The 17,554-nt window shown below is 66.5% G+C and carries 15 protein-coding genes; 2 read left to right on the top strand and 13 right to left on the bottom strand.

What is annotated here, in order from left to right; genetic code table 11:
* Window positions 1–170 precede the first annotated feature (170 nt).
* The 9 genes from U4960_RS02965 to U4960_RS02925 all read right to left on the bottom strand — a co-directional run bounded on the left by U4960_RS02965 (window position 171) and on the right by U4960_RS02925 (window position 10,546).
* Complete coding sequence (locus U4960_RS02965; RefSeq protein WP_324262126.1) at window positions 171–1,697, bottom strand: peptide chain release factor 3; 1,527 nt, start codon at window positions 1,695–1,697, stop codon at window positions 171–173.
* On the bottom strand, window positions 1,694–2,443 hold the full coding sequence (locus U4960_RS02960) for an SDR family NAD(P)-dependent oxidoreductase (protein ID WP_324262125.1): 750 nt from the start codon (window positions 2,441–2,443) through the stop codon (window positions 1,694–1,696). The genes U4960_RS02965 and U4960_RS02960 overlap by 4 nt, the downstream gene beginning before the upstream one ends.
* Window positions 2,440–4,827, bottom strand: a complete 2,388-nt coding sequence (gene pheT, locus U4960_RS02955) for a phenylalanine--tRNA ligase subunit beta (RefSeq protein ID WP_324262124.1) — start codon at window positions 4,825–4,827, stop codon at window positions 2,440–2,442. Before pheT ends, U4960_RS02960 begins: the two co-directional genes overlap by 4 nt.
* Window positions 4,824–5,924, bottom strand: a complete 1,101-nt coding sequence (gene pheS / locus U4960_RS02950) for a phenylalanine--tRNA ligase subunit alpha (protein ID WP_324262123.1) — start codon at window positions 5,922–5,924, stop codon at window positions 4,824–4,826. The genes pheT and pheS overlap by 4 nt, the downstream gene beginning before the upstream one ends.
* A gap of 51 nt (window positions 5,925–5,975) precedes the next feature.
* The gene (locus tag U4960_RS02945) at window positions 5,976–6,848 is read right to left on the bottom strand and encodes an AraC family transcriptional regulator (protein ID WP_324262122.1); all 873 of its coding nucleotides are present in this window, start codon (window positions 6,846–6,848) and stop codon (window positions 5,976–5,978) included.
* A gap of 120 nt (window positions 6,849–6,968) precedes the next feature.
* Window positions 6,969–7,328: a 50S ribosomal protein L20 gene (gene rplT, locus U4960_RS02940; RefSeq protein WP_324262121.1), complete on the bottom strand. Its 360-nt coding sequence runs from the start codon at window positions 7,326–7,328 to the stop codon at window positions 6,969–6,971.
* A 26-nt stretch (window positions 7,329–7,354) separates the two neighbouring features.
* On the bottom strand, window positions 7,355–7,558 hold the full coding sequence (gene rpmI, locus U4960_RS02935; protein ID WP_324262120.1) for a 50S ribosomal protein L35: 204 nt from the start codon (window positions 7,556–7,558) through the stop codon (window positions 7,355–7,357).
* 130 nt (window positions 7,559–7,688) lie between these two features.
* Window positions 7,689–9,680: a sulfatase-like hydrolase/transferase gene (locus tag U4960_RS02930; RefSeq protein WP_324262119.1), complete on the bottom strand. Its 1,992-nt coding sequence runs from the start codon at window positions 9,678–9,680 to the stop codon at window positions 7,689–7,691.
* 89 nt (window positions 9,681–9,769) lie between these two features.
* The gene (locus U4960_RS02925) at window positions 9,770–10,546 is read right to left on the bottom strand and encodes an inositol monophosphatase family protein (RefSeq protein ID WP_324262118.1); all 777 of its coding nucleotides are present in this window, start codon (window positions 10,544–10,546) and stop codon (window positions 9,770–9,772) included.
* A 90-nt stretch (window positions 10,547–10,636) separates the two neighbouring features.
* Here U4960_RS02925 and U4960_RS02920 point away from each other — a divergent pair, with 90 nt between their 5' ends.
* Window positions 10,637–11,581, top strand: coding sequence for an AraC family transcriptional regulator (locus tag U4960_RS02920; RefSeq protein WP_324262117.1), 945 nt, complete (start codon window positions 10,637–10,639; stop codon window positions 11,579–11,581).
* 140 nt (window positions 11,582–11,721) lie between these two features.
* Here the strand turns inward: U4960_RS02920 and U4960_RS02915 are convergent, their stop codons facing one another.
* The 3 genes from U4960_RS02915 to glpX form a co-directional block, all read right to left on the bottom strand.
* Window positions 11,722–12,657 carry a ribose-phosphate pyrophosphokinase gene (locus tag U4960_RS02915; RefSeq protein WP_324262116.1) on the bottom strand — a complete coding sequence of 312 codons (936 nt, stop codon included), beginning with the start codon at window positions 12,655–12,657 and terminating at the stop codon, window positions 11,722–11,724.
* Between the two features lie 193 nt (window positions 12,658–12,850).
* The gene (locus U4960_RS02910; RefSeq protein WP_324262115.1) at window positions 12,851–14,116 is read right to left on the bottom strand and encodes an amidohydrolase family protein; all 1,266 of its coding nucleotides are present in this window, start codon (window positions 14,114–14,116) and stop codon (window positions 12,851–12,853) included.
* 465 nt (window positions 14,117–14,581) lie between these two features.
* A complete protein-coding gene (glpX, locus tag U4960_RS02905; protein WP_324262114.1) occupies window positions 14,582–15,559 on the bottom strand; it encodes a class II fructose-bisphosphatase in 978 nt (325 codons plus the stop codon).
* A gap of 55 nt (window positions 15,560–15,614) precedes the next feature.
* Between glpX and U4960_RS02900 the strand changes: the two genes are divergently transcribed.
* Window positions 15,615–16,175 (top strand): hypothetical protein, encoded by a 561-nt coding sequence (locus U4960_RS02900; RefSeq protein WP_324262113.1) that lies wholly within the window; start codon window positions 15,615–15,617, stop codon window positions 16,173–16,175.
* Here U4960_RS02900 and U4960_RS02895 read toward each other — a convergent pair.
* Window positions 16,172–17,479 carry a homoserine dehydrogenase gene (locus U4960_RS02895; RefSeq protein ID WP_324262112.1) on the bottom strand — a complete coding sequence of 436 codons (1,308 nt, stop codon included), beginning with the start codon at window positions 17,477–17,479 and terminating at the stop codon, window positions 16,172–16,174. The genes U4960_RS02900 and U4960_RS02895 overlap by 4 nt on opposite strands.
* Between the last annotated feature and the right edge of the window lie 75 nt (window positions 17,480–17,554).

Here is a 17,554-nt window from a genome sequence, read left to right as displayed (position 1 = left end):
GGTTCACGCAGAGGGCGCAGAGAGAGGCGCTGAGATGTTGCTCGGAGCCGAAGGCTCAATCACTATCCCATACCTCGCCGATTGGGTGACCTTCCGAGTTGAGGGCGGCTTCGCCGCTGGCGCAACTCCTCCGCGTCTCCCTTCTCCTCTGCGCCCTCTGCGCGAACCCCTTATCTTTCCTTGGTCGCCGAAAACACCAGGTCAGGGTTCTTTTCCTGCTGGTACCCGACATCCCACGGGCTCTTGGCCATGAACACTGCATCGCCATCGCGGTCACGCGCCAGGTTCGGCCGGTTGAAATCGGTGAACCCCTTGAGCGCAACATCGCTTCCCTTGAGCCAGCGCGCGGTGGCGAAAGGCGAGGCCTCGAGCATCGCCTCGACCTTGTATTCCGCCTCCAGCCGGCTGACGAGCACGTCGAGCTGAAGCTGGCCGACCACCCCGACGATCCACTGCGAGCCGATCTCAGGGTAGAACACCTGGATCACGCCCTCTTCGCTCAGGTCGTCGAGCGCCTTGCGCAGCTGCTTGGTCTTGGTCGGGTCCTTCAGCACCACCCGGCGCAGGATTTCCGGCGCGAAGTTGGGCAGGCCGGTGAAGCGCAGCTGGTTCTTCTCGCTCAGCGTATCGCCCACCCGCAGCGTGCCGTGGTTGGGGATGCCGATGATGTCGCCCGCCTCGGCCGTATCGGCCAGTTCGCGGTCCTGCGCGAAGAACAGGATCGGCGAATGGACCGCAATGGGCTTGCCGTGGCCGGAGGGAGTCAGCTTCATGCCGCGCTTGAAGGTGCCGGAGACCAGCCGCATGAAGGCAATCCGGTCACGGTGGTTGGGGTCCATGTTGGCCTGGACCTTGAAGATGAAGCCGGTCACTTCGTCATGGCTCGGCTCGATCAGAACCTCCCCCGCCGGTTGAGGCCGCGGCGGCGGTGCATAGCGGGCAATCGCGTCGATCAACTCGGTCACGCCGAAATTCTTGAGCGCCGAACCGAAGTAAACAGGGGTGAGGTCACCGTTGCGGAAAGCCTCGAGATCGAATTCCGGGTAACCGCCGCGCGCCAGCTCGATCTCGTCGGCGAAACGTTCGGGGATGTCGTCGCCCGCATCGCGGGTGCCGAGATATTCGCGGCTCGGGCCTTCCGGGCGCGCCACCGTGCCGGTGGCAAAGTCCAGCAGGCCTTCGAATTCCCCGCCCATGCCGATCGGCCACATCTGCGGACTGACGTCGAGCGCGAGCATGTCGGCGACCTCGTCCAGCGTCTCGAAGGGATCGCGGCCTTCGCGGTCGACCTTGTTGACGAAGGTGATGATCGGCACGCTGCGCAGGCGGCACACCTCGAACAGCTTGCGGGTCTGCGGCTCGATGCCCTTGGCCGCGTCGATCACCATCACCGCCGAATCCACCGCGGTGAGGGTGCGGTAGGTGTCCTCGCTGAAGTCCTCGTGCCCCGGGGTGTCGAGCAGGTTGAAGACAATCCCGTCCTTCTGGAAGGTCATCACGCTCGACGTGACCGAGATGCCGCGCTGCTGCTCGATCTTCATCCAGTCGCTGCGTGCCCGCCGCGCCGCCCCGCGCGCCTTGACCTCGCCCGCAAGATGGATCGCGCCGCCTTGCAGCAGCAGCTTTTCAGTGAGCGTGGTCTTGCCCGCGTCAGGGTGCGAGATGATCGCGAAGGTGCGGCGAGTGCTGGACGTCATGGTTGCGTGCGCGCGACGCGGAAGCCGGCGAAATCCTGGTTGACCGGCATCAGCTCGATGCGGTTGATGTTGAGGTGCGGGGGCAGTTCGGCGATCCAGCGGATCGTGTCGGCGATGTCCTGCCCGGTCATGGGGTGGACGCCGGCGTAGAGATCGTCGGATGCCTTCTGGCTGCCAGTCCGCACCAGGGTGAACTCGGTCTCAACCATGCCGGGCTCGATCGAGGTGACACGAACGCCGGTGCCATGAAGGTCGGCCCGCAGCGCCAAGGTGAAGTGGTTGGCGAACGCCTTGGACCCGGCATAGACGTTGCCGCCGGGATAGATGTAGTTCCCCGCCACCGAACCGATGGCGATGATCGCGCCCTTGCGCGCGATCAGGCCGGGCAGCAGCTTGCGGGTGAGGATCACCATGGCCGTCACATTGGTGTCGATCATGGTCTGCCAGTCATCGAGATTGGCGTCCTGCGCGGGTGAGAGCCCCTGAGCGAGGCCCGCATTGTTGACCAGCAGGTCGATCCCGGCGAATTCGCCCGGCAAAGCCGCCAGCGCGGCATCGAGCGCGGCGGTATCGCGCACGTCGAACACCGCCGGGTGGACCTTGTCCGCACCAAGTTCGGCGACCAGCGCGTCGAGCCGTTCCTTGCGCCGCCCGGTAGCAATGCAGCGCCAGCCGCTCGCCACCAGCGTGCGGACGGTCGCTTCGCCGATGCCGGAGGTTGCGCCTGTTACCAGTGCCGTTTTCATCCGCGCAGCTCCCCGCCCAGCTTGGCCGCCGATGCCACCACCTTGTCGGCCACAGCCTTGATCTCGGCGTCAGTGAAGCTCTTGTCGCCCGGCTGGAGGGTGACCTCCAGTGCGACCGATTTCCTACCCTCCGGAACGCCCTGCCCGGTGAACAGGTCGAACACCCGGGCGGCGACAATCGCCGCCTTGTCCGCTCCGCGTACTGCACGCAACAGGTCTCCCGCTGGCAGAGCAGCCGGAACCAGGAAGGCGAAATCGCGCGTGATCGCCTGCAAGGCAGGCGGCGCATAGGCCGGGCGGGCAAAGCCTGCGCCCTTGCGCGCCGGAATGGCATCGAGGAACAGCTCGACCGCAGCCACCGGGCCATCGATGTCGAACGCCTTGAGCGTGGCCGGGTGGAGCATGCCGAACCGGGCCAGCACGTTCTTCGGCCCGAGCCGCAGAGTGGCGGACTGGCCGGGATGGAACTGGCCGCCCGCTTCTCCCTGCACCATCAGGTTCTCGACCGGCGCGCCTGCCGCTTCGAGCAGCGCGAGCGCCTCGGCCTTGGCATCGAAGGCATCGAACGCGGCGGCTTTCCCGGTCGCCCAGCCACGCGCCACTTTCTCACCGGCCAGGATTACGCCCAGGGTCGGTTTCTCGTCGCTCGCACCGTTGGCGCTGCGGAAATAGCGCCGCCCGATTTCGAACAGGCGCGAGCCGTCCGCGCCGCGATCAGCATTGCGCTTGGCGGCCGACAGGAGCCCCGGCAGCAGCGAGGGGCGCATGGCCTTCATGTCCTCGCTGATCGGGTTTTCCAGCACCCACAGCGGCGCGCCATCGGCAAAGTGCTCAGCATCGGACACCGGCAGGAAGGACCATGTGACCGCCTCGTTCAGCCCCCGCGCGGCAGCGGCCCGGCGCAGCTTGCGCTCCACCAGTTGCAGCGGCGTGGCGGTGGGGCGGGCGACGCCGTCGGCGCGCGGCAGGGCCACGCTCTGCACGTTGTCGAGCCCGTGGATGCGGACCACTTCCTCGACCAGATCGGCCGGGCCTTCGATATCGTGGCGGCGCGGCGGGCAGGTGACCTGCCATGCTTCGCCCACGCTGAAACCGAGTGCGTCGAGGATACGGCGCTGTTCCGCCTCGGGCACGCTGACTCCGCCGAGGCTGGCGGTCAGCGCGGGATCGAATGCCACCACCCGGAGCGCCAGCGGCGGCTCGCCCGCCCGCACGATCGCGCTCGGCTCGCCCCCGCACAGGCCCAGGATCAGGTCGGTCAGGATTGCCAGCCCGTCATCGAGGAACGCCGGATCGACCCCGCGCTCGAACCGGGTGCGCGCGTCGGAGGACAGGCCCAGCTTGCGCCCGGTCACGCCGATACTTTCCGGGTTGAAGTAGGCGATTTCGAGCAGGACGTCGGTCGTGCCCTCGCTTACCCCGGAATGCTCGCCGCCCATGATCCCGGCGATGTCGTGAACCTGCCGTCCGTCAGCGATCACGGTCATGCTCTGGTCGAGGGTATAGGTCTTCTCGTTCAGCGCCAGCACCTGCTCACCCGCCTTGGCGCGCCGCGCGACCACCGCGCCCGAGAGCTTCGCCAGATCATAGACGTGGGCCGGACGGCCGAACGCCAGCATCAGGTAGTTGGTCACATCGACCAGAGCCGAGATCGGCCGCTGTCCGGCCGCTTTCAGCCGCCGCTGCATCCAGTCAGGACTGGCGCCATTGGTCACGCCGCGAATGACACGGCCGTAAAAGGCCGGGCAGCCTTCCGGATCGTCTGTCCGGATTTCCACCGGGCAGGCGAAGGCCCCATCGATCACGGGCACGGCCAGAGGCTTCAGCGTTCCCAGACCAGCCGCCGCCAGATCGCGGGCCAGGCCCAGCACGCCCATGCAGTCGGGCCGGTTGGGCGTAATCGCCACGTCGATGACCGGCGAGGTGCCGTGGTATTCGGCAAAGGCCGTGCCGACCGGCGCATCGGCGGGCAGTTCGATGATCCCGTCGTGGTCGTCGCCCAGCTCCAGTTCGCGAGTGGAGCACATCATGCCGTTCGATTCGACTCCGCGAATCGCGCTCTTGCGCAGCTCCATCCCGTTGGCGGGCACGACAGCACCGGGCAGGCCAAGCACGCCCTTCATCCCGGCACGGGCATTGGGCGCGCCGCAGACGACCTGCAGCGGCGCTCCGTCACCGGTATCGACCGTCAGCACCTGCAGTTTGTCGGCATCAGGATGGCGGGCGGCGGTGAGCACATGGGCCACGCGGAACCCCGCCAGCCGCTCGGCCGGGTCCTCGATCCCTTCGACCTCGTGCCCGATCCGGTTGAGCGCGGCCGCGATCCCGGCCACCGAAGCGTCGGTGTCGAGGAAGTCCTTCAGCCATTCGATCGAGAACTTCATGCCCGCGCTCCCACGCCAGCGGAAAGGGTTGGCTGGTCGAACGCCGAGAAGCCGTAATGCGCCAGCCAGCGGTTATCGCCGTCGAAGAAGGCGCGCAGGTCGTCCATCCCGTATTTCAGCATGGCGAGCCGGTCGACGCCCACGCCGAAGGCAAAACCCTGCCATTCGTCCGGGTCGAGCCCGGCGAATTCGATTACCTTGCGGTTGACCATGCCGGAGCCGAGCAGCTCCATCCAGCCGTGCCCCGGCGCATCGCCATCGCCGCCCAGCACCCGGCGCCCCTTGACGTCCTGCCAGCCGACATCGACCTCCACCGAAGGCTCGGTGAAGGGGAAGTAGCTCGGCCGCAGGCGCAGCACGATATCGTCGCGCTCGAAGAATCCCTTGAGGAAGGTTTCCAGCGTCCACTTGAGGTGGCCGAGGTGGATGTCGCGGTCGATCACCAGCCCTTCGACCTGATGGAACATCGGGGTGTGGGTCGCGTCGCTGTCAGAGCGGTAGACCCGGCCGGGCGCGATGATCCGGATCGGCGCGCCTTGCGCCACCATGCTGCGGATCTGCACCGGCGAGGTATGCGTGCGCAGCAGCATCTTGCGTCCGTCACTGTCCGCATCCGGAAAATAGAACGTGTCATGCATCGCCCGCGCCGGGTGCGTTTCGGCCATGTTGAGCGCGGTGAAGTTGTGCCAGTCGTCCTCGATCTCCGGGCCGGTGGCGACGGAAAAGCCGAGGTCGGCGAAAATCTCCGCCAGTTCGTCCATCACCTGGCTGACCGGGTGGACGCTCCCCCTGGGAGCAGCGGGGGCCGGCAGCGTCAGGTCCAGCGTCTCGCTGGCCAGGCGCTGTTCCAGCAGGGCGTCCTCCAGCACCTGCTTGCGCGCCGCCAGGGCATCGGACACCGCAGCGCGAATGCCCTGGATGCGCGGCCCGGCAACCTGCCGCTCGTCCGGCGACATCCCGCCCAAGGTCTTCAGTGCGAGCGTGATCCAGCCCTGCTTGCCCAGCGCTTCCACGCGCATGGCTTCCAGCTCGTCAGGCGTCTGCGCGGCAGCGATGGCCGCCAGCGCCGCTTCATTCCGGGATTCGAGTTCCTGCATGCCGAGGGCCGCTAGCGCCAATCGCCGCCCAAGGCAAAGCCTCCGCGCAGGTCAGCGCGGCATTTCCAGCGTCTGGACCGCCGCACCGCGCACCCGCATCCGCTCCCGCATGACCGAGGTCAGGATCGGATGGTCCAGCGCAGCATACTCGCTCGGCGACATACCGAGGAATTCCCGGCAGTCGCGCACGAAGTGGCTCTGGTCGAAATAGAGCGCATCGATCGCCCCGATCCACTTCATCGAGGGGTCCAGCATGAACTGCGCGAGGCTGCGCATGAAGCGTTGCCGCCGCAGCAGCTTCTTCGGCGCAAAGCCGAATGCCCTGCGGCACAACCGCTCCAGCGTGCGCGGATGGAGGCCGGCCCGTTCGGCCAGCCCCGCAACATCGGGCAACTCGGGATCCATCAGAAGCTGGTGCACCAGCAGGATCCGCTCATCCTCGGCATCTGCGCGAGGTGCCTCCTGGGCGAAGAAGCGGGCCATGATGCCCAGCTCTTCGGCTTCGCGGGCCGGATCGGCTGTCAGCTGGTCGGCGAGCGGGCGAAACCGGGCAAACGCGGACTCGCGCCGACCGTCGCATACGCGGTTGGCCATCTCGTGCGCAGGCATATCCATGAAGGTCGCCCAGCCCAACGGCTGCAACCCGATGCCCCACATGCGCGAGGTCGCAAGCTGGAAGCGGACCGGCAGGCTGGTCGGCCCCATGGCGGTGAAATCCGTCCCGGCAATCGTATCTCCGCCGGCGATGCTGCTGACGATCACTGGGTTATCAAAGAACCGCAGGCCGGCCCATTCCGGTTGCAGGGCATCTTCGACCGGCCCGTCGGGGCAGTCGAACTCGACCCGGTAGAAACTGGTAAAATAGCGCCGCAAATCGGCCGGCGGTTCGTGGAACCGCACCCTCACCTCACACCAGCGCCCCATGTCCGCCCTCCTCAGGCGTGTCGTGTTTGTGCAACCCGACAGCAGGGTTAAGCCGACGCGGGGCAAAAGAAAAGGGCGGCTCCGAAGGAACCGCCCTAACCTTTTTCAGATGCGTCTTCTTCAGGCGGGCAGCGCGGCCTTGGCCTGCGCGATGATCGCCTTGAAGGCCGAACCTTCGTTCATCGCCAGATCGGCCATGACCTTGCGGTCCAGCTCGATCCCGGCCAGCTTGGTGCCGTGCATGAACTGCGAATAGGTCAGCCCTTCGGCGCGTACCGCTGCGTTGATCCGCTGGATCCACAGGGCGCGGAACGAGCGCTTCTTAACCTTGCGGTCGCGGTAGGCATATTGCCCGGCCTTTTCGACCGCCTGGCGGGCGATGCGGATGGTGTTCTTGCGGCGACCGCGATAGCCCTTGGCCTGGTCGAGCAGCCGCTTGTGCTTCTGGCGCGTGGTGACGCCGCGTTTGATGCGAGGCATAGTCCGTTTCTCCTAAATTCGCGCGTTCAGCCGAGCCCGTAAGGGGCCCACTTTTTCACCGCTTTCCAATCGTTCTCAGAAAGGACAGAGGTGCCGCGGTTCTGGCGGATATACTTCGCGTTATGGCTGATCAGGCGGTGGCGCTTGCCGGCGACACCATGCTTGACCTTGCCCGTGGCAGTGAGCTTGAAGCGCTTCTTCACGCCGCTCTTGGTCTTCATCTTGGGCATTTTCATCTCCTGGCAGAGACACGTTCGAACCGGCCCTGGCAGCCCTTACAGCCAGGCAGGCACATGAATCACGTGTCAGTGAAGCGGGGCGCATTAGCGAACTTGCCCCGAAATGCAAGCGTGCGCTTCATCAGGGCCGCTGGCGTTCGCGCCATCGTTCACTGCCCCAGCGGGCAATCACCTGATCGACCCGCGCCCGGTCCGGCCCCGCCGTGTCCGGATAGGGGCTGCAGCGCCCTTGCTCCACGAAGCAGGCTTCGCCGGTGTCGAGCCGCAGGCTGGTCAGCGCCTTGCCCGGCCCGGCCAGGCCGATTGCGGTCGGTTTATCAAGCACGCCGATATAGAGGAACGGGGCAAGCGGCCGGGGCGGTGCCTTGCCGCGCATTGCCGCCACCAGGATCGCGCGGTAGTCGGACATCGACACCGGCCCCTCCGGCAGGATGCCCGGGCGGTTGCTGACCAGCATGGTGCCATACTGGCGGGTGTTGATCACATGGCCGTGCCCCAGGAACCCATCCTCGAACAGATCCTCGCCGTGATCGCCAGTTACGATCAGGATGGTGTCGTCCCACACGCCCCGCGCCTTGAGCCGGGCCACGACCTCGCCCAGCCAGGCGTCGGCGTGGGCTACCGCGTTCCAGTATGTCGCCTGCACGGCCGCGGCGTTTTCGGCCTTCATCTCGTTGCGGCGGACCGGCCGCTCCACCACCCTCAGTTCCACCCCGTCGTGATGGTAGGGGAAATGGGCCGACTGGAAATTGAAGTAGAGGAAATGCGGCGCATCCCATGTGCCCGCCCCCAGGGTGCGGTCGAACGCCGCCATCAGGTGCTCTTCGGCCACCAGCAGCGAGCCCTTGGCGGCAAATTCGAAGGCGCGCTTCTCGCGCAGGGTCTCGGCATCGATGTGGACGTCAGCCGATTTGCGCATCGAAACCGTGGCGGAGATATCGCCGAAATCCTCCGGCTGGCCCGAATAGACGCCGATCCGGTAGCCGCTTTGCTTGAGCTCGGTGAACAGGCTCGGGTCGCCGGTCTGCGGCACCAGTTGGCCGGAGAACACCGATTTCAGCGATTCGGTGGTAAAGCCGACATGGCTGTAGGCGGGCACGACGGCGCTTCCTTCTGCCGCCAAGGCTTCAAGGTTCGGGGCCACGACCTTGCCGTTTATCCGCTTTCCCAGCACGTCATACCGGACCGATTCCAGCACCACGACCACGACATGCGGCCGCCGCCCGGCAAGCACCTGAGCCGGCAGCGGTTCCGGCAGGGGCACAAGTTCCAGGTCGCCGCCATAGCCGTCCTCGTCAATCCCGTTGCCGGGAATGTCGAGCGCGAGCGGGTGGCGGGTCGAATCGAACGGCGCCGGATCATACTGGATCGCAAACAGGCCATAACCGTCGCGGTCGACATCGCTGACGAGGTTCAGCAGGCCGGTTGCGCCCTGCCAGCCCAGCGTCCGGTTAAGGCCGAACGCGGCGTCCGAGCCGGTCCGGGGAATCGCGAAGGCAGCGACCAGAAACAGTGCGGCGACGCTCCATGCCAGCTTGCGCGGAGCCGGCCTGCCGGACGGGGTCGCGCCGCTCAGGACACGGCCGAGGATGCGCCACAGCCCCCATGCCATCAGCGCCGCGAACGCCAGGCCGAGCAAGGCCACGCCGATCTCGCTCAGGCCGAACTTGATTGCATCGACGAGGCTGCCCCCGCCCAGTTGCTTGATCAGGGTGAAACCGACGGCGTCACTGAAATAGGAATGGAGCTGGTATTGCGCCGCCAGCAGCCCGCAGAACAGGGCGCCATTGACGAGCGCGAACAGGTACACCGCCACCCAGCCGGGCTTGCCGCGGGCCAGGCGGCAGGCCAGCGCCCAGCCGGCAATCGCCAGCAGGGCCTGCACGGCCCCATAGCCGGTCAGGAACAGGGCCAGCTCGGGCAGACTGTCCACCGCCCGCGACTGGCCGAAACCGCCGGTGAACAGGCCGTACTTGCGGTTGGCCAGCGCCAGTTCGACTGCGGAGACGGCCAGCACGATCCATGGCGGCAGCCATGCAGACACGCGCGACCAGCCTGCGCCGGAAGGCGTCAGCGTGGAAAGTCCTGGCTGGATCGGCGCACTGGTCGCCATGGCTGCTCCCGGGCAAAGTTCGACCGGGAGGAAATACCGCGTGCGGCTTGGAATTTGGTTAACCGTGTCGCGCTGAAGTCACGCCATGGTCAACCGTGCATGGCTTCGAGCACATCCTCCAGCCGGGCCGGATCGCCGATGGCCAGCACTTCGCCGGTGCTTGCGGCATGGAGCGGCTCGCCGTTCCAGTCACACATGGTGCCGCCCGCGCCCTCCACCACCGGCACCAGCGCGGCGAAGTCATGCAGCTTCAGGCCCGCCTCGCACACCAGATCGACATGGCCCGATGCGAGCAGGCCGTAGTTGTAGCAATCGCCGCCCCAGATGATCTTGCGCTCGGCCACGGCCTTGGCCAGCGCCATGAAGTGGTCCACTTCGGGCCCGGTGAAGAGGTGCGGCGAAGTCGTCGCCAGCACCGCATCGCCCAGTTCGCGCCGGGGCGCGGTGCGCGCAGGCTTGCCGTTGAGAGTGGTGCCCTGACCGACCATGCCGACCCATCGTTCCCCCAGGATCGGCTGGTCGATCACCCCGATCACCGGCCAGCCGTCCTCGATCAGGGCAATCAGCGTGCCGAAGATCGGCCGCCCCGCGATGAAGCTGGTGGTGCCGTCAATCGGATCGAGCACCCAGCGGCGCGCCGCGCTTTCGTTGCGCAGGCCGTATTCCTCCCCCTGGATGCCGTCGCCCGGGCATTCCGCTTCGAGGATGGCGCGCATGGCTGCTTCAGCCGCCCGGTCCGCCTCGGTCACGAACGAACGGTCAGCCTTCTGCTCCTCGCTCCATTCTCCGCGAAACAGGGGGCGGATGGCCGCCCCGGCGGCTTCGGCCAGACGGTTGGCGAGAGCGATATCGTTGCTGCTGGGCATCACATCGCCCTGCATCGCAGCCCCGCCCCGGTCAAGCGCTTGCACCGGGCCAAGTGCCTGATAGACAGCGCTTCGGAACAGGAGCAGCCGATGAATATCGAACAGTCTCCAAAAGGCTGGAGCCTTCCCCGCTCCCAATTCGACCGGACGCGGGACGGGCAGCTACTTTCGATAAACCGCCAGCCGCGTGAAAGCCTGCGCCCGTGGGTAGCCCACGTCTATGGCATGCGGGTCACTGCTCCGCCCGATCAGCTGATCGCCTGCGGCATATTTGCCGACGGGCCGGTTCTGCGGATCTTGCTCGATGGTGACTGGCACGCGGAGACGCAGGACGGCCCGCAGTTCTTCGGCCGGCAGGCCCTCTATTTCACTCCCCATACCCGGCGCAGACCGGTCAGCGTCAAGGGCAGCTTTGCAACGGTTGGTCTGGCACTGCAGCCCGGTGCCGCCCATGCCTTGCGCGCCCCATCCATAGCCGGGACCTGCGACAGGGTCCTGTCCTACGGCAGCCTCGGCTGGGATGAACCGGCGCTGATGGCGCGGTTCGGCGACGATGCCTCGGTCGATAGCTGGATGGACGTCCTTGAGGATTGCATGGAGCGCCTGATTGACCGGGCCGGTGGCCGCCACCCCGATCCGATCAGCGCGAACTTCAACCGGATCGCCTTTGAAAACCCGAACATCGCCGTGGGGACCTGCGCCGAGCAGCTGCGGGTCGACCTGCGCAAGCTTGAGCGGGTGGTGAAGCGCGATTTCGGTCTGTCGCCGAAGAAGGTGCTGCGCCGCGCCCGGGCGCTGGACATGGCGGCGAATATGCTCGGGGTGGCTGACCAATCGGAAGCCGAAGACCTGGCGCTGCGCTATTTCGACCAATCCCACCTCAACCGGGACTTCACCGAGATGTTCGGGATGACTCCGGTCCAGTTCGTCCGCACGCCGCAACCGCTGATGAGAGTGACGCTGGAAGCGCGGCAGGCCCGGCGGCTGGAAGCGCTCGAACGGATCGAGGAAGGTGCGCGCCGGCCCTGGCAGTGACGTTTCGGTTCGCTGACGCGCGTTGTCAGACCACCCGCCCCGCCTCCCCACCCGGCCACCATAGCCTGATGGTATCGTTGGTGGCCGGGTGGGGAGGCGGAGTAGGTGGTCTGCGTCGTGCCACGCACGACCGAAACCAATCAGTCGAACAGCGAGCTGACGCTGCTTTCGTCGGCAATCCGGCGGATCGCCTCGCCGATCAGCGGGGCCACGGTCAGGATGCGGATCTTGCTGCTGTCCTGCGCGGCGTCGGTCGGCCGGATGGTGTCGGTGATGACCAGTTCGGTCAGCTTGGAGCCGTTGACCCGCGCCACCGCCCCGCCCGACAGCACGCCGTGGGTGATATAGGCAGCGACCGAGGCCGCGCCCTGGTCAAGCAACGCCTCGGCCGCATTGCACAGGGTGCCGCCGGAATCGACGATATCGTCGATCAGGATGCAGTGGCGCCCCTGCACCTCGCCGATGATGTTCATCACTTCCGATTCGCCCGGCCGGTCACGCCGCTTGTCGACGATCGCGAGCGGGGCATTGTCGAGCCGCTTGGCCAGCGCCCGGGCGCGGACCACGCCGCCGACGTCCGGGCTGACGACCATCAGGTCTCGCTCGCCATACCGCGCCTGGATATCCGCCGCCATGACGGGCGCGGCATAGAGGTTGTCGGTCGGGATATCGAAGAAGCCCTGGATCTGCCCGGCGTGCAGGTCCACCGCCAGCACCCGGTCAGCCCCGGCTTCGGTGATCAGGTTGGCGACCAGCTTGGCCGAAATCGGCGTGCGCGGGCCGGGCTTGCGGTCCTGCCGGGCATAGCCGAAGTAGGGCACCACCGCAGTGATCCGCTTGGCCGAGGCGCGCCGCAGCGCATCGACGCAAATCAGCAGCTCCATCAGGTTGTCGTTGGCGGGAAAGCTGGTCGGCTGGATCACGAACACGTCCTCGCCGCGCACGTTCTCGTGGATTTCCACGAACACTTCCTCGTCGGCAAACCGGCGCACGCTGACGTCGGTCAGCGGCAGTTCGAGATAGGCGGCCACTGCCCGCGCGAGCGGCAGGTTCGAATTGCCGGACATGATCTTCATGGTGCGCGAATCCCCGAACGCTGGTGATGCGCCCCGCCTAGCGCGGCGTCATGGAATTGCAACGCGCGAGGGGCGGTTGTCGACGGGTTGGGGCGAGAACGGGCGGTGGTGGAGGGTGGGGATTGCTCGGTTGCGCGAAAGCGAGGCTGGCAATTCCATACCCGGCAGCGCCGGCAGGATGCCGACCGCCCGGTTAATCCAGATCGATGACTTCGCCACGCGCCATCACGAACCGAACATCCTTGTAGACGGACACATCCGTCAAAGGATCGCCCGCGACTGCTACGATATCGGCGCTTTTGCCGGGCGCGATCGTGCCGATCTCTTCAGACAGGCCAAGCAGGTCAGCAGCGTTGATCGTGGCTGCGATCAACGCACTTTCGGGCGTCATCCCATGTGCGACCATGAGTTCGAATTCGTCGCCATTGCGGCCGTGCTTCGACACTCCCGCGTCAGTGCCGAAAGCAATACGGACGCCGCGCGGAACGAGCGTCTGAAGCGTCTTTCCGGTGATGTCGATCCGCCATCTGATCTTGGCGAGGACGTCAGGCTCGTAGGCATCGGCGTTAGCCGCCAGCCTTTCCTTGTACCCGTTGACCGTCGACAAGGTCGGGACATAGTAGGTTTTGCTCTTCGCCCACAGCGCGATGACTTCCTCGGTCAGCATGGTGCCATGTTCGATCGAATCGACTCCGAGTTTGAGCGCCTGGAGCGTGCCGTCGGCACCGTGCGAATGGACCGCCACCTTGCGCCCGAACATCCGCGCGGTGGCAACAACGGCCGCCGCCTCATCATCGAACATCTGGCTGCCCAGACCCGCACCGATGCGGCTGTTGACCCCGCCGGTGATCGTCATCTTGATGACATTGGCGCCACGCCCGATCTGTTGCCGGGTAGCGCGGCGACAGTCTTCTGCCCCGTCACAGGTATTGCCCGCACCCGCAAAGAAGGGGCGCAGTTCGTCACGATAGCCGAGCGCGTCGTCGGAGTGGCCTGATGTGCCCGACAGGCTGCTGCCTGCATCGATGATCCGTGGTCCCGTCGCCTTGCCGGCATTGACCGCGTCACGCAGCGCGAACACCGCGCCGTCGCCGTCGCCCAGGTTGCGCACCGTGGTGAAGCCCGCACGCAATGTCTTCATCCCGTTGGCCTGGGCATTGAAGGCCTGCGTGGCGGGAGACAAGGTGACGATCTCCAGCTGCCCCGCCAGCCCACCGGCATCGCTGGTCAGATGCACATGGCTGTCGATCAGTCCGGGGAGCACGGTATGATCGCTCAGATCGATGAGCGCGGCGCCGTCGGGAACTTGGGCATGCCCATCAACCACCGATACGATCCGGCCATCTTCTACGATAATCGTCGATGGGCCGCGCGGCGCTTCGCCGGGCACGTCGATCAGGCGACCTGCGTGAATAACGGTTGTCTGCGCCAATACGTTCGGCGGCGTAATGACAGACACGCCAACTGCAGCCGCAAGAATTCCCGCTTTCATAGCTTTCCCCTGTTCCCTGCCATCCGCCTAGCTTCTGCGCCGGGCCCTCTCAAGGGGCATCCGCAAACCGCGTCTCCAGTCGTGACCCGTGGCGTGTCGAGCAGTCGCATCCACGCCACGGCCGGGCAGAACTGCGGAAAGGTGGGTGGATCAGCATGCCGACCAAGCCAGCGCGCCCACCTCGTCCATGAGCGACCGGGAAAATCGCGGCCAGTCTTCCCGGTGGCTGAAACGCTTTCCTACATCGGCGCGGTGTGGCAGCGTGGCCTTATCGATGCCGATGACCGCCTACCCCCCGCCCCCCGGAGGCACACTGTGTCAAGTGCGGACCAATCGCATCAAGCCATTGCAAATGCAAAGGAAAAACGCAGGAAACCCCGCTTGACAGGGTGTCAATTTCGTCAAGCGGGTGTCAGGCGCGAGGCCCGGACTTTAGTCGATCCGGTGCTCGCCCCTGATCCAGCGCACGGTGCCGCTGCTGGCGCGCATGACCACGCTTTCGGTGGTCATCTTGCCGCCGCGCAGGTGCTTGACCCCGTCGAGCAGGGAGCCCGCGGTCACCCCGGTGGCGGCGAAGATGCAGTCGCCCCGGGCCAGGTCTTCCAGCTTGTAGATCCGGTCGAAGTCGGTGATGCCCAGGCGGCGCGCGCGCGCCTTTTCGTCCTCGTTGCGGAACACCAGCCGGCCGTTGAACTGCCCGCCGACGCAGCGCAGCGCCGCGGCGGCCAGCACGCCTTCCGGCGCGCCCCCCTGGCCCATGTACATGTCGATCGTGGTGTCAGGATCGGTGGTGGCGATCACCCCGGCCACGTCGCCGTCGCCGATCAGCACCACGCCGCAGCCCAAGCCGCGCAGTTCGGCAATGATCTGGGCATGGCGCGGCCGGTCGAGCACGCAGACGATAATGTCGGACGGAGCAACGCCCTTGGCCTCGGCCACAGCCGTGACGTTTTCGGTCACGCTCTTGTCGAGGCTGATGATGCCTTCGGGATAGCCCGGGCCGATCGCCAGCTTGTCCATATAGGTATCAGGCGCGTTCAGCAGGCAGCCTTCTTCGGCAGCGGCGAGCACGGCCATGGCGTTCGGCCCGGCTTTGGCGGTGATGGTGGTGCCTTCGAGCGGATCGAGCGCGATGTCGATCTTGGGCCCCTTGCCGGGCGCGCCGCCGACCTTCTCGCCGATGAACAGCATCGGGGCCTCGTCCCGCTCGCCTTCGCCGATCACCACGGTACCGTCCATATAGAGATCGTCGAAGGCCTTGCGCATCGCCTCCACCGCTGCGGCATCGGCTGCCTTTTCGTCCCCGCGCCCGATCAGTTTGGAGGCGGCAATGGCAGCTGCCTCGGTGACACGGACCATTTCGAGCACCAGGACGCGCTCCAGAACGGATGATCGGGTCGGTTTGTTCATGTCGAATTCAGCCCTCTTAGCCTGCTTGAGGCGCGGTTAGACGGGGAGTGCGCGCTTGTCGAGAAATGTCCTGTGGTATCTGCGCCGAGCCGTGCCACTTGCAGTGCTGGTTCCCGCAATCGCGGCTGCGCAGCAGCCCGGCAGTGCCGAGGAAGCGCTGTCTGCGGCCAGCAGCACCTACGGTCCGGCCGCGCCCGAGCCCGCCTGCGGCGACGGCGGAGAAGGGGAAATCGTGGTCTGCGCGCGCGAGCAGGAGCAGTCGCAATTCCGCATCCGGTCCGACAAGCAGGCCGAAGACGATTACGCCCGCGAAACGATGTTCCAGGGCGATCCGCAAGCGCCCGACGTGGCGGGCCCGGGCATCTTTCGTGGTCCGGCCACTGTTGGCGGCATGTGCATTCCCGGTTTGCAGAAATGCCCGCGCCCGCCGGCCATTTCGGTCGATTTTGCGGAATTGCCGCAAGCCCCGCCCGGCAGCGATGCGGACCGGATTGCCCGCGGCTTGCCGCCGGTCGGCAACGAGACCGGCGCACCGGCCCAACCCGAAACTGCCCTAGCTGAGCCTGCCCTGGCTGAGCCTGCGCTAACAGAACCTGCCCAACCGGAGCCTGACTAGACGATGATCTGCATCGCCAGCGGAGGCGCAGTCAGGCTGTCCGATCCGGCCAGCAGGTCCAGCGCATGGGCAATGCTGCGCTCCGGCCCTTCGTGGGCGACCATGGCGACCAGCACCTCGCCGCCTTCTTCGGGCCTGCCGTCCTGGATCAGGCTTTCGATCGAGACCCCCGCATCACGCATCGCGGCGGTCATTTCAGCCAGCACGCCGGGGCGGTCCGCCACGGTGAAGCGCAGGTAGGTCCGGCCTGTCCGGCCACCGCTTTGGGCCGGCTCCATCGGCACGAGATCGGCCACGGGGACCGAGAACGGCGGACCGGCTTCGCCCCGGGCGATGTCGATCAGGTCAGCCACCACGGCACTGGCGGTCGGGCCGCCGCCGGCCCCGGCGCCCTGGAACAGCAGGCGCCCGGAAAAATTGCCTTCCGCGACCACGGCATTGGTCGCCCCGGTCACATGGGCCAGGGGGTGGCCCTTGGGCACGAGGCAGGGCCTGACCCGTTGCAGCAGCTTCAGCACATCGGCCTCGTCGTGTTCGCAATCGGCCATCCCGACCAGCCGGATGACGTAGCCGAGCCGCTCCGCCTGGGCGATGTCGGCCGCCCGCACCCGGGCAATCCCCTCGCACTCGACCCCGGCAAAATCGAGCCGCGAGCCGAACGCGATCGAGGCCAGGATCGCCAGCTTGTGGGCGGCATCGGTGCCTTCGATGTCAAACGTGGGATCAGCCTCCGCATAGCCAAGACGCTGGGCCTCGGCCAGGGTATCGCCGAAGTCGGCCCCGGTCGCCTCCATGGTCGACAGGATGTAATTGGAAGTGCCGTTGAGAATGCCGTAGATCCGCTCGATCGCGTTGGCCGCAGTCCCTTCACGCAGGCCCTTGACCACCGGAATGCCGCCCGCCACCGCCGCCTCGAACTTGAGCGGGACGCCTGCAGCCTCGGCGGCTTCGGCCAGCTCCAGCCCGTGATGCGCGATCATCGCCTTGTTGGCCGTGACCACCCCTTTGCCCGCTCCGATCGCGGCCCGGGCAAGCGCCAGCGCAGGACCATCTTCCCCGCCGACGAGTTCCACCACCACATCCACATCGTCGCGCCGGGCCAGCTCTGCCATGTCATCAACCCAGGCGAACGCGGAGAGGTCCACGCCCCGCTGGCGGCCCCGGCTGCGTGCACTGACGGCAACCACCTGCAGCGGTCGGCCAGCCCGGGCAGAAATCAGGGCGGCGTTGGTGTCGAGCAGGCGGATGACTCCGGCACCGACAGTGCCGAGCCCGGCCAGGGCAATACGCAGTGGCTCAGCCATGGCCAGCCATCGTCAGGAAAGAGCGTTTCATCGCCTCGCCCTAGACTGGCCAGGCACCGCTTGGGAACCAGTTTG

Source organism: Altererythrobacter sp. H2, from assembly GCF_035319885.1.
GTDB lineage: Bacteria > Pseudomonadota > Alphaproteobacteria > Sphingomonadales > Sphingomonadaceae > 34-65-8.
This window is presented reverse-complemented; position numbering and strand designations above follow the sequence as displayed.

What these genes read in the sequence shown, in the direction of transcription:
- U4960_RS02965 (WP_324262126.1), bottom strand. Translation starts at nt 1,697, where the DNA reads ATGACGTCCAGCACTCGCCGCACCTTCGCGATCATCTCGCACCCTGAC.
- U4960_RS02960 (WP_324262125.1), bottom strand. Translation starts at nt 2,443, where the DNA reads ATGAAAACGGCACTGGTAACAGGCGCAACCTCCGGCATCGGCGAAGCG.
- pheT (WP_324262124.1), bottom strand. Translation starts at nt 4,827, where the DNA reads ATGAAGTTCTCGATCGAATGGCTGAAGGACTTCCTCGACACCGACGCT.
- pheS (WP_324262123.1), bottom strand. Translation starts at nt 5,924, where the DNA reads ATGCAGGAACTCGAATCCCGGAATGAAGCGGCGCTGGCGGCCATCGCT.
- U4960_RS02945 (WP_324262122.1), bottom strand. Translation starts at nt 6,848, where the DNA reads ATGGGGCGCTGGTGTGAGGTGAGGGTGCGGTTCCACGAACCGCCGGCC.
- rplT (WP_324262121.1), bottom strand. Translation starts at nt 7,328, where the DNA reads ATGCCTCGCATCAAACGCGGCGTCACCACGCGCCAGAAGCACAAGCGG.
- rpmI (WP_324262120.1), bottom strand. Translation starts at nt 7,558, where the DNA reads ATGCCCAAGATGAAGACCAAGAGCGGCGTGAAGAAGCGCTTCAAGCTC.
- U4960_RS02930 (WP_324262119.1), bottom strand. Translation starts at nt 9,680, where the DNA reads ATGGCGACCAGTGCGCCGATCCAGCCAGGACTTTCCACGCTGACGCCT.
- U4960_RS02925 (WP_324262118.1), bottom strand. Translation starts at nt 10,546, where the DNA reads ATGCCCAGCAGCAACGATATCGCTCTCGCCAACCGTCTGGCCGAAGCC.
- U4960_RS02920 (WP_324262117.1), top strand. Translation starts at nt 10,637, where the DNA reads ATGAATATCGAACAGTCTCCAAAAGGCTGGAGCCTTCCCCGCTCCCAA.
- U4960_RS02915 (WP_324262116.1), bottom strand. Translation starts at nt 12,657, where the DNA reads ATGAAGATCATGTCCGGCAATTCGAACCTGCCGCTCGCGCGGGCAGTG.
- glpX (WP_324262114.1), bottom strand. Translation starts at nt 15,559, where the DNA reads ATGAACAAACCGACCCGATCATCCGTTCTGGAGCGCGTCCTGGTGCTC.
- U4960_RS02895 (WP_324262112.1), bottom strand. Translation starts at nt 17,479, where the DNA reads ATGGCTGAGCCACTGCGTATTGCCCTGGCCGGGCTCGGCACTGTCGGT.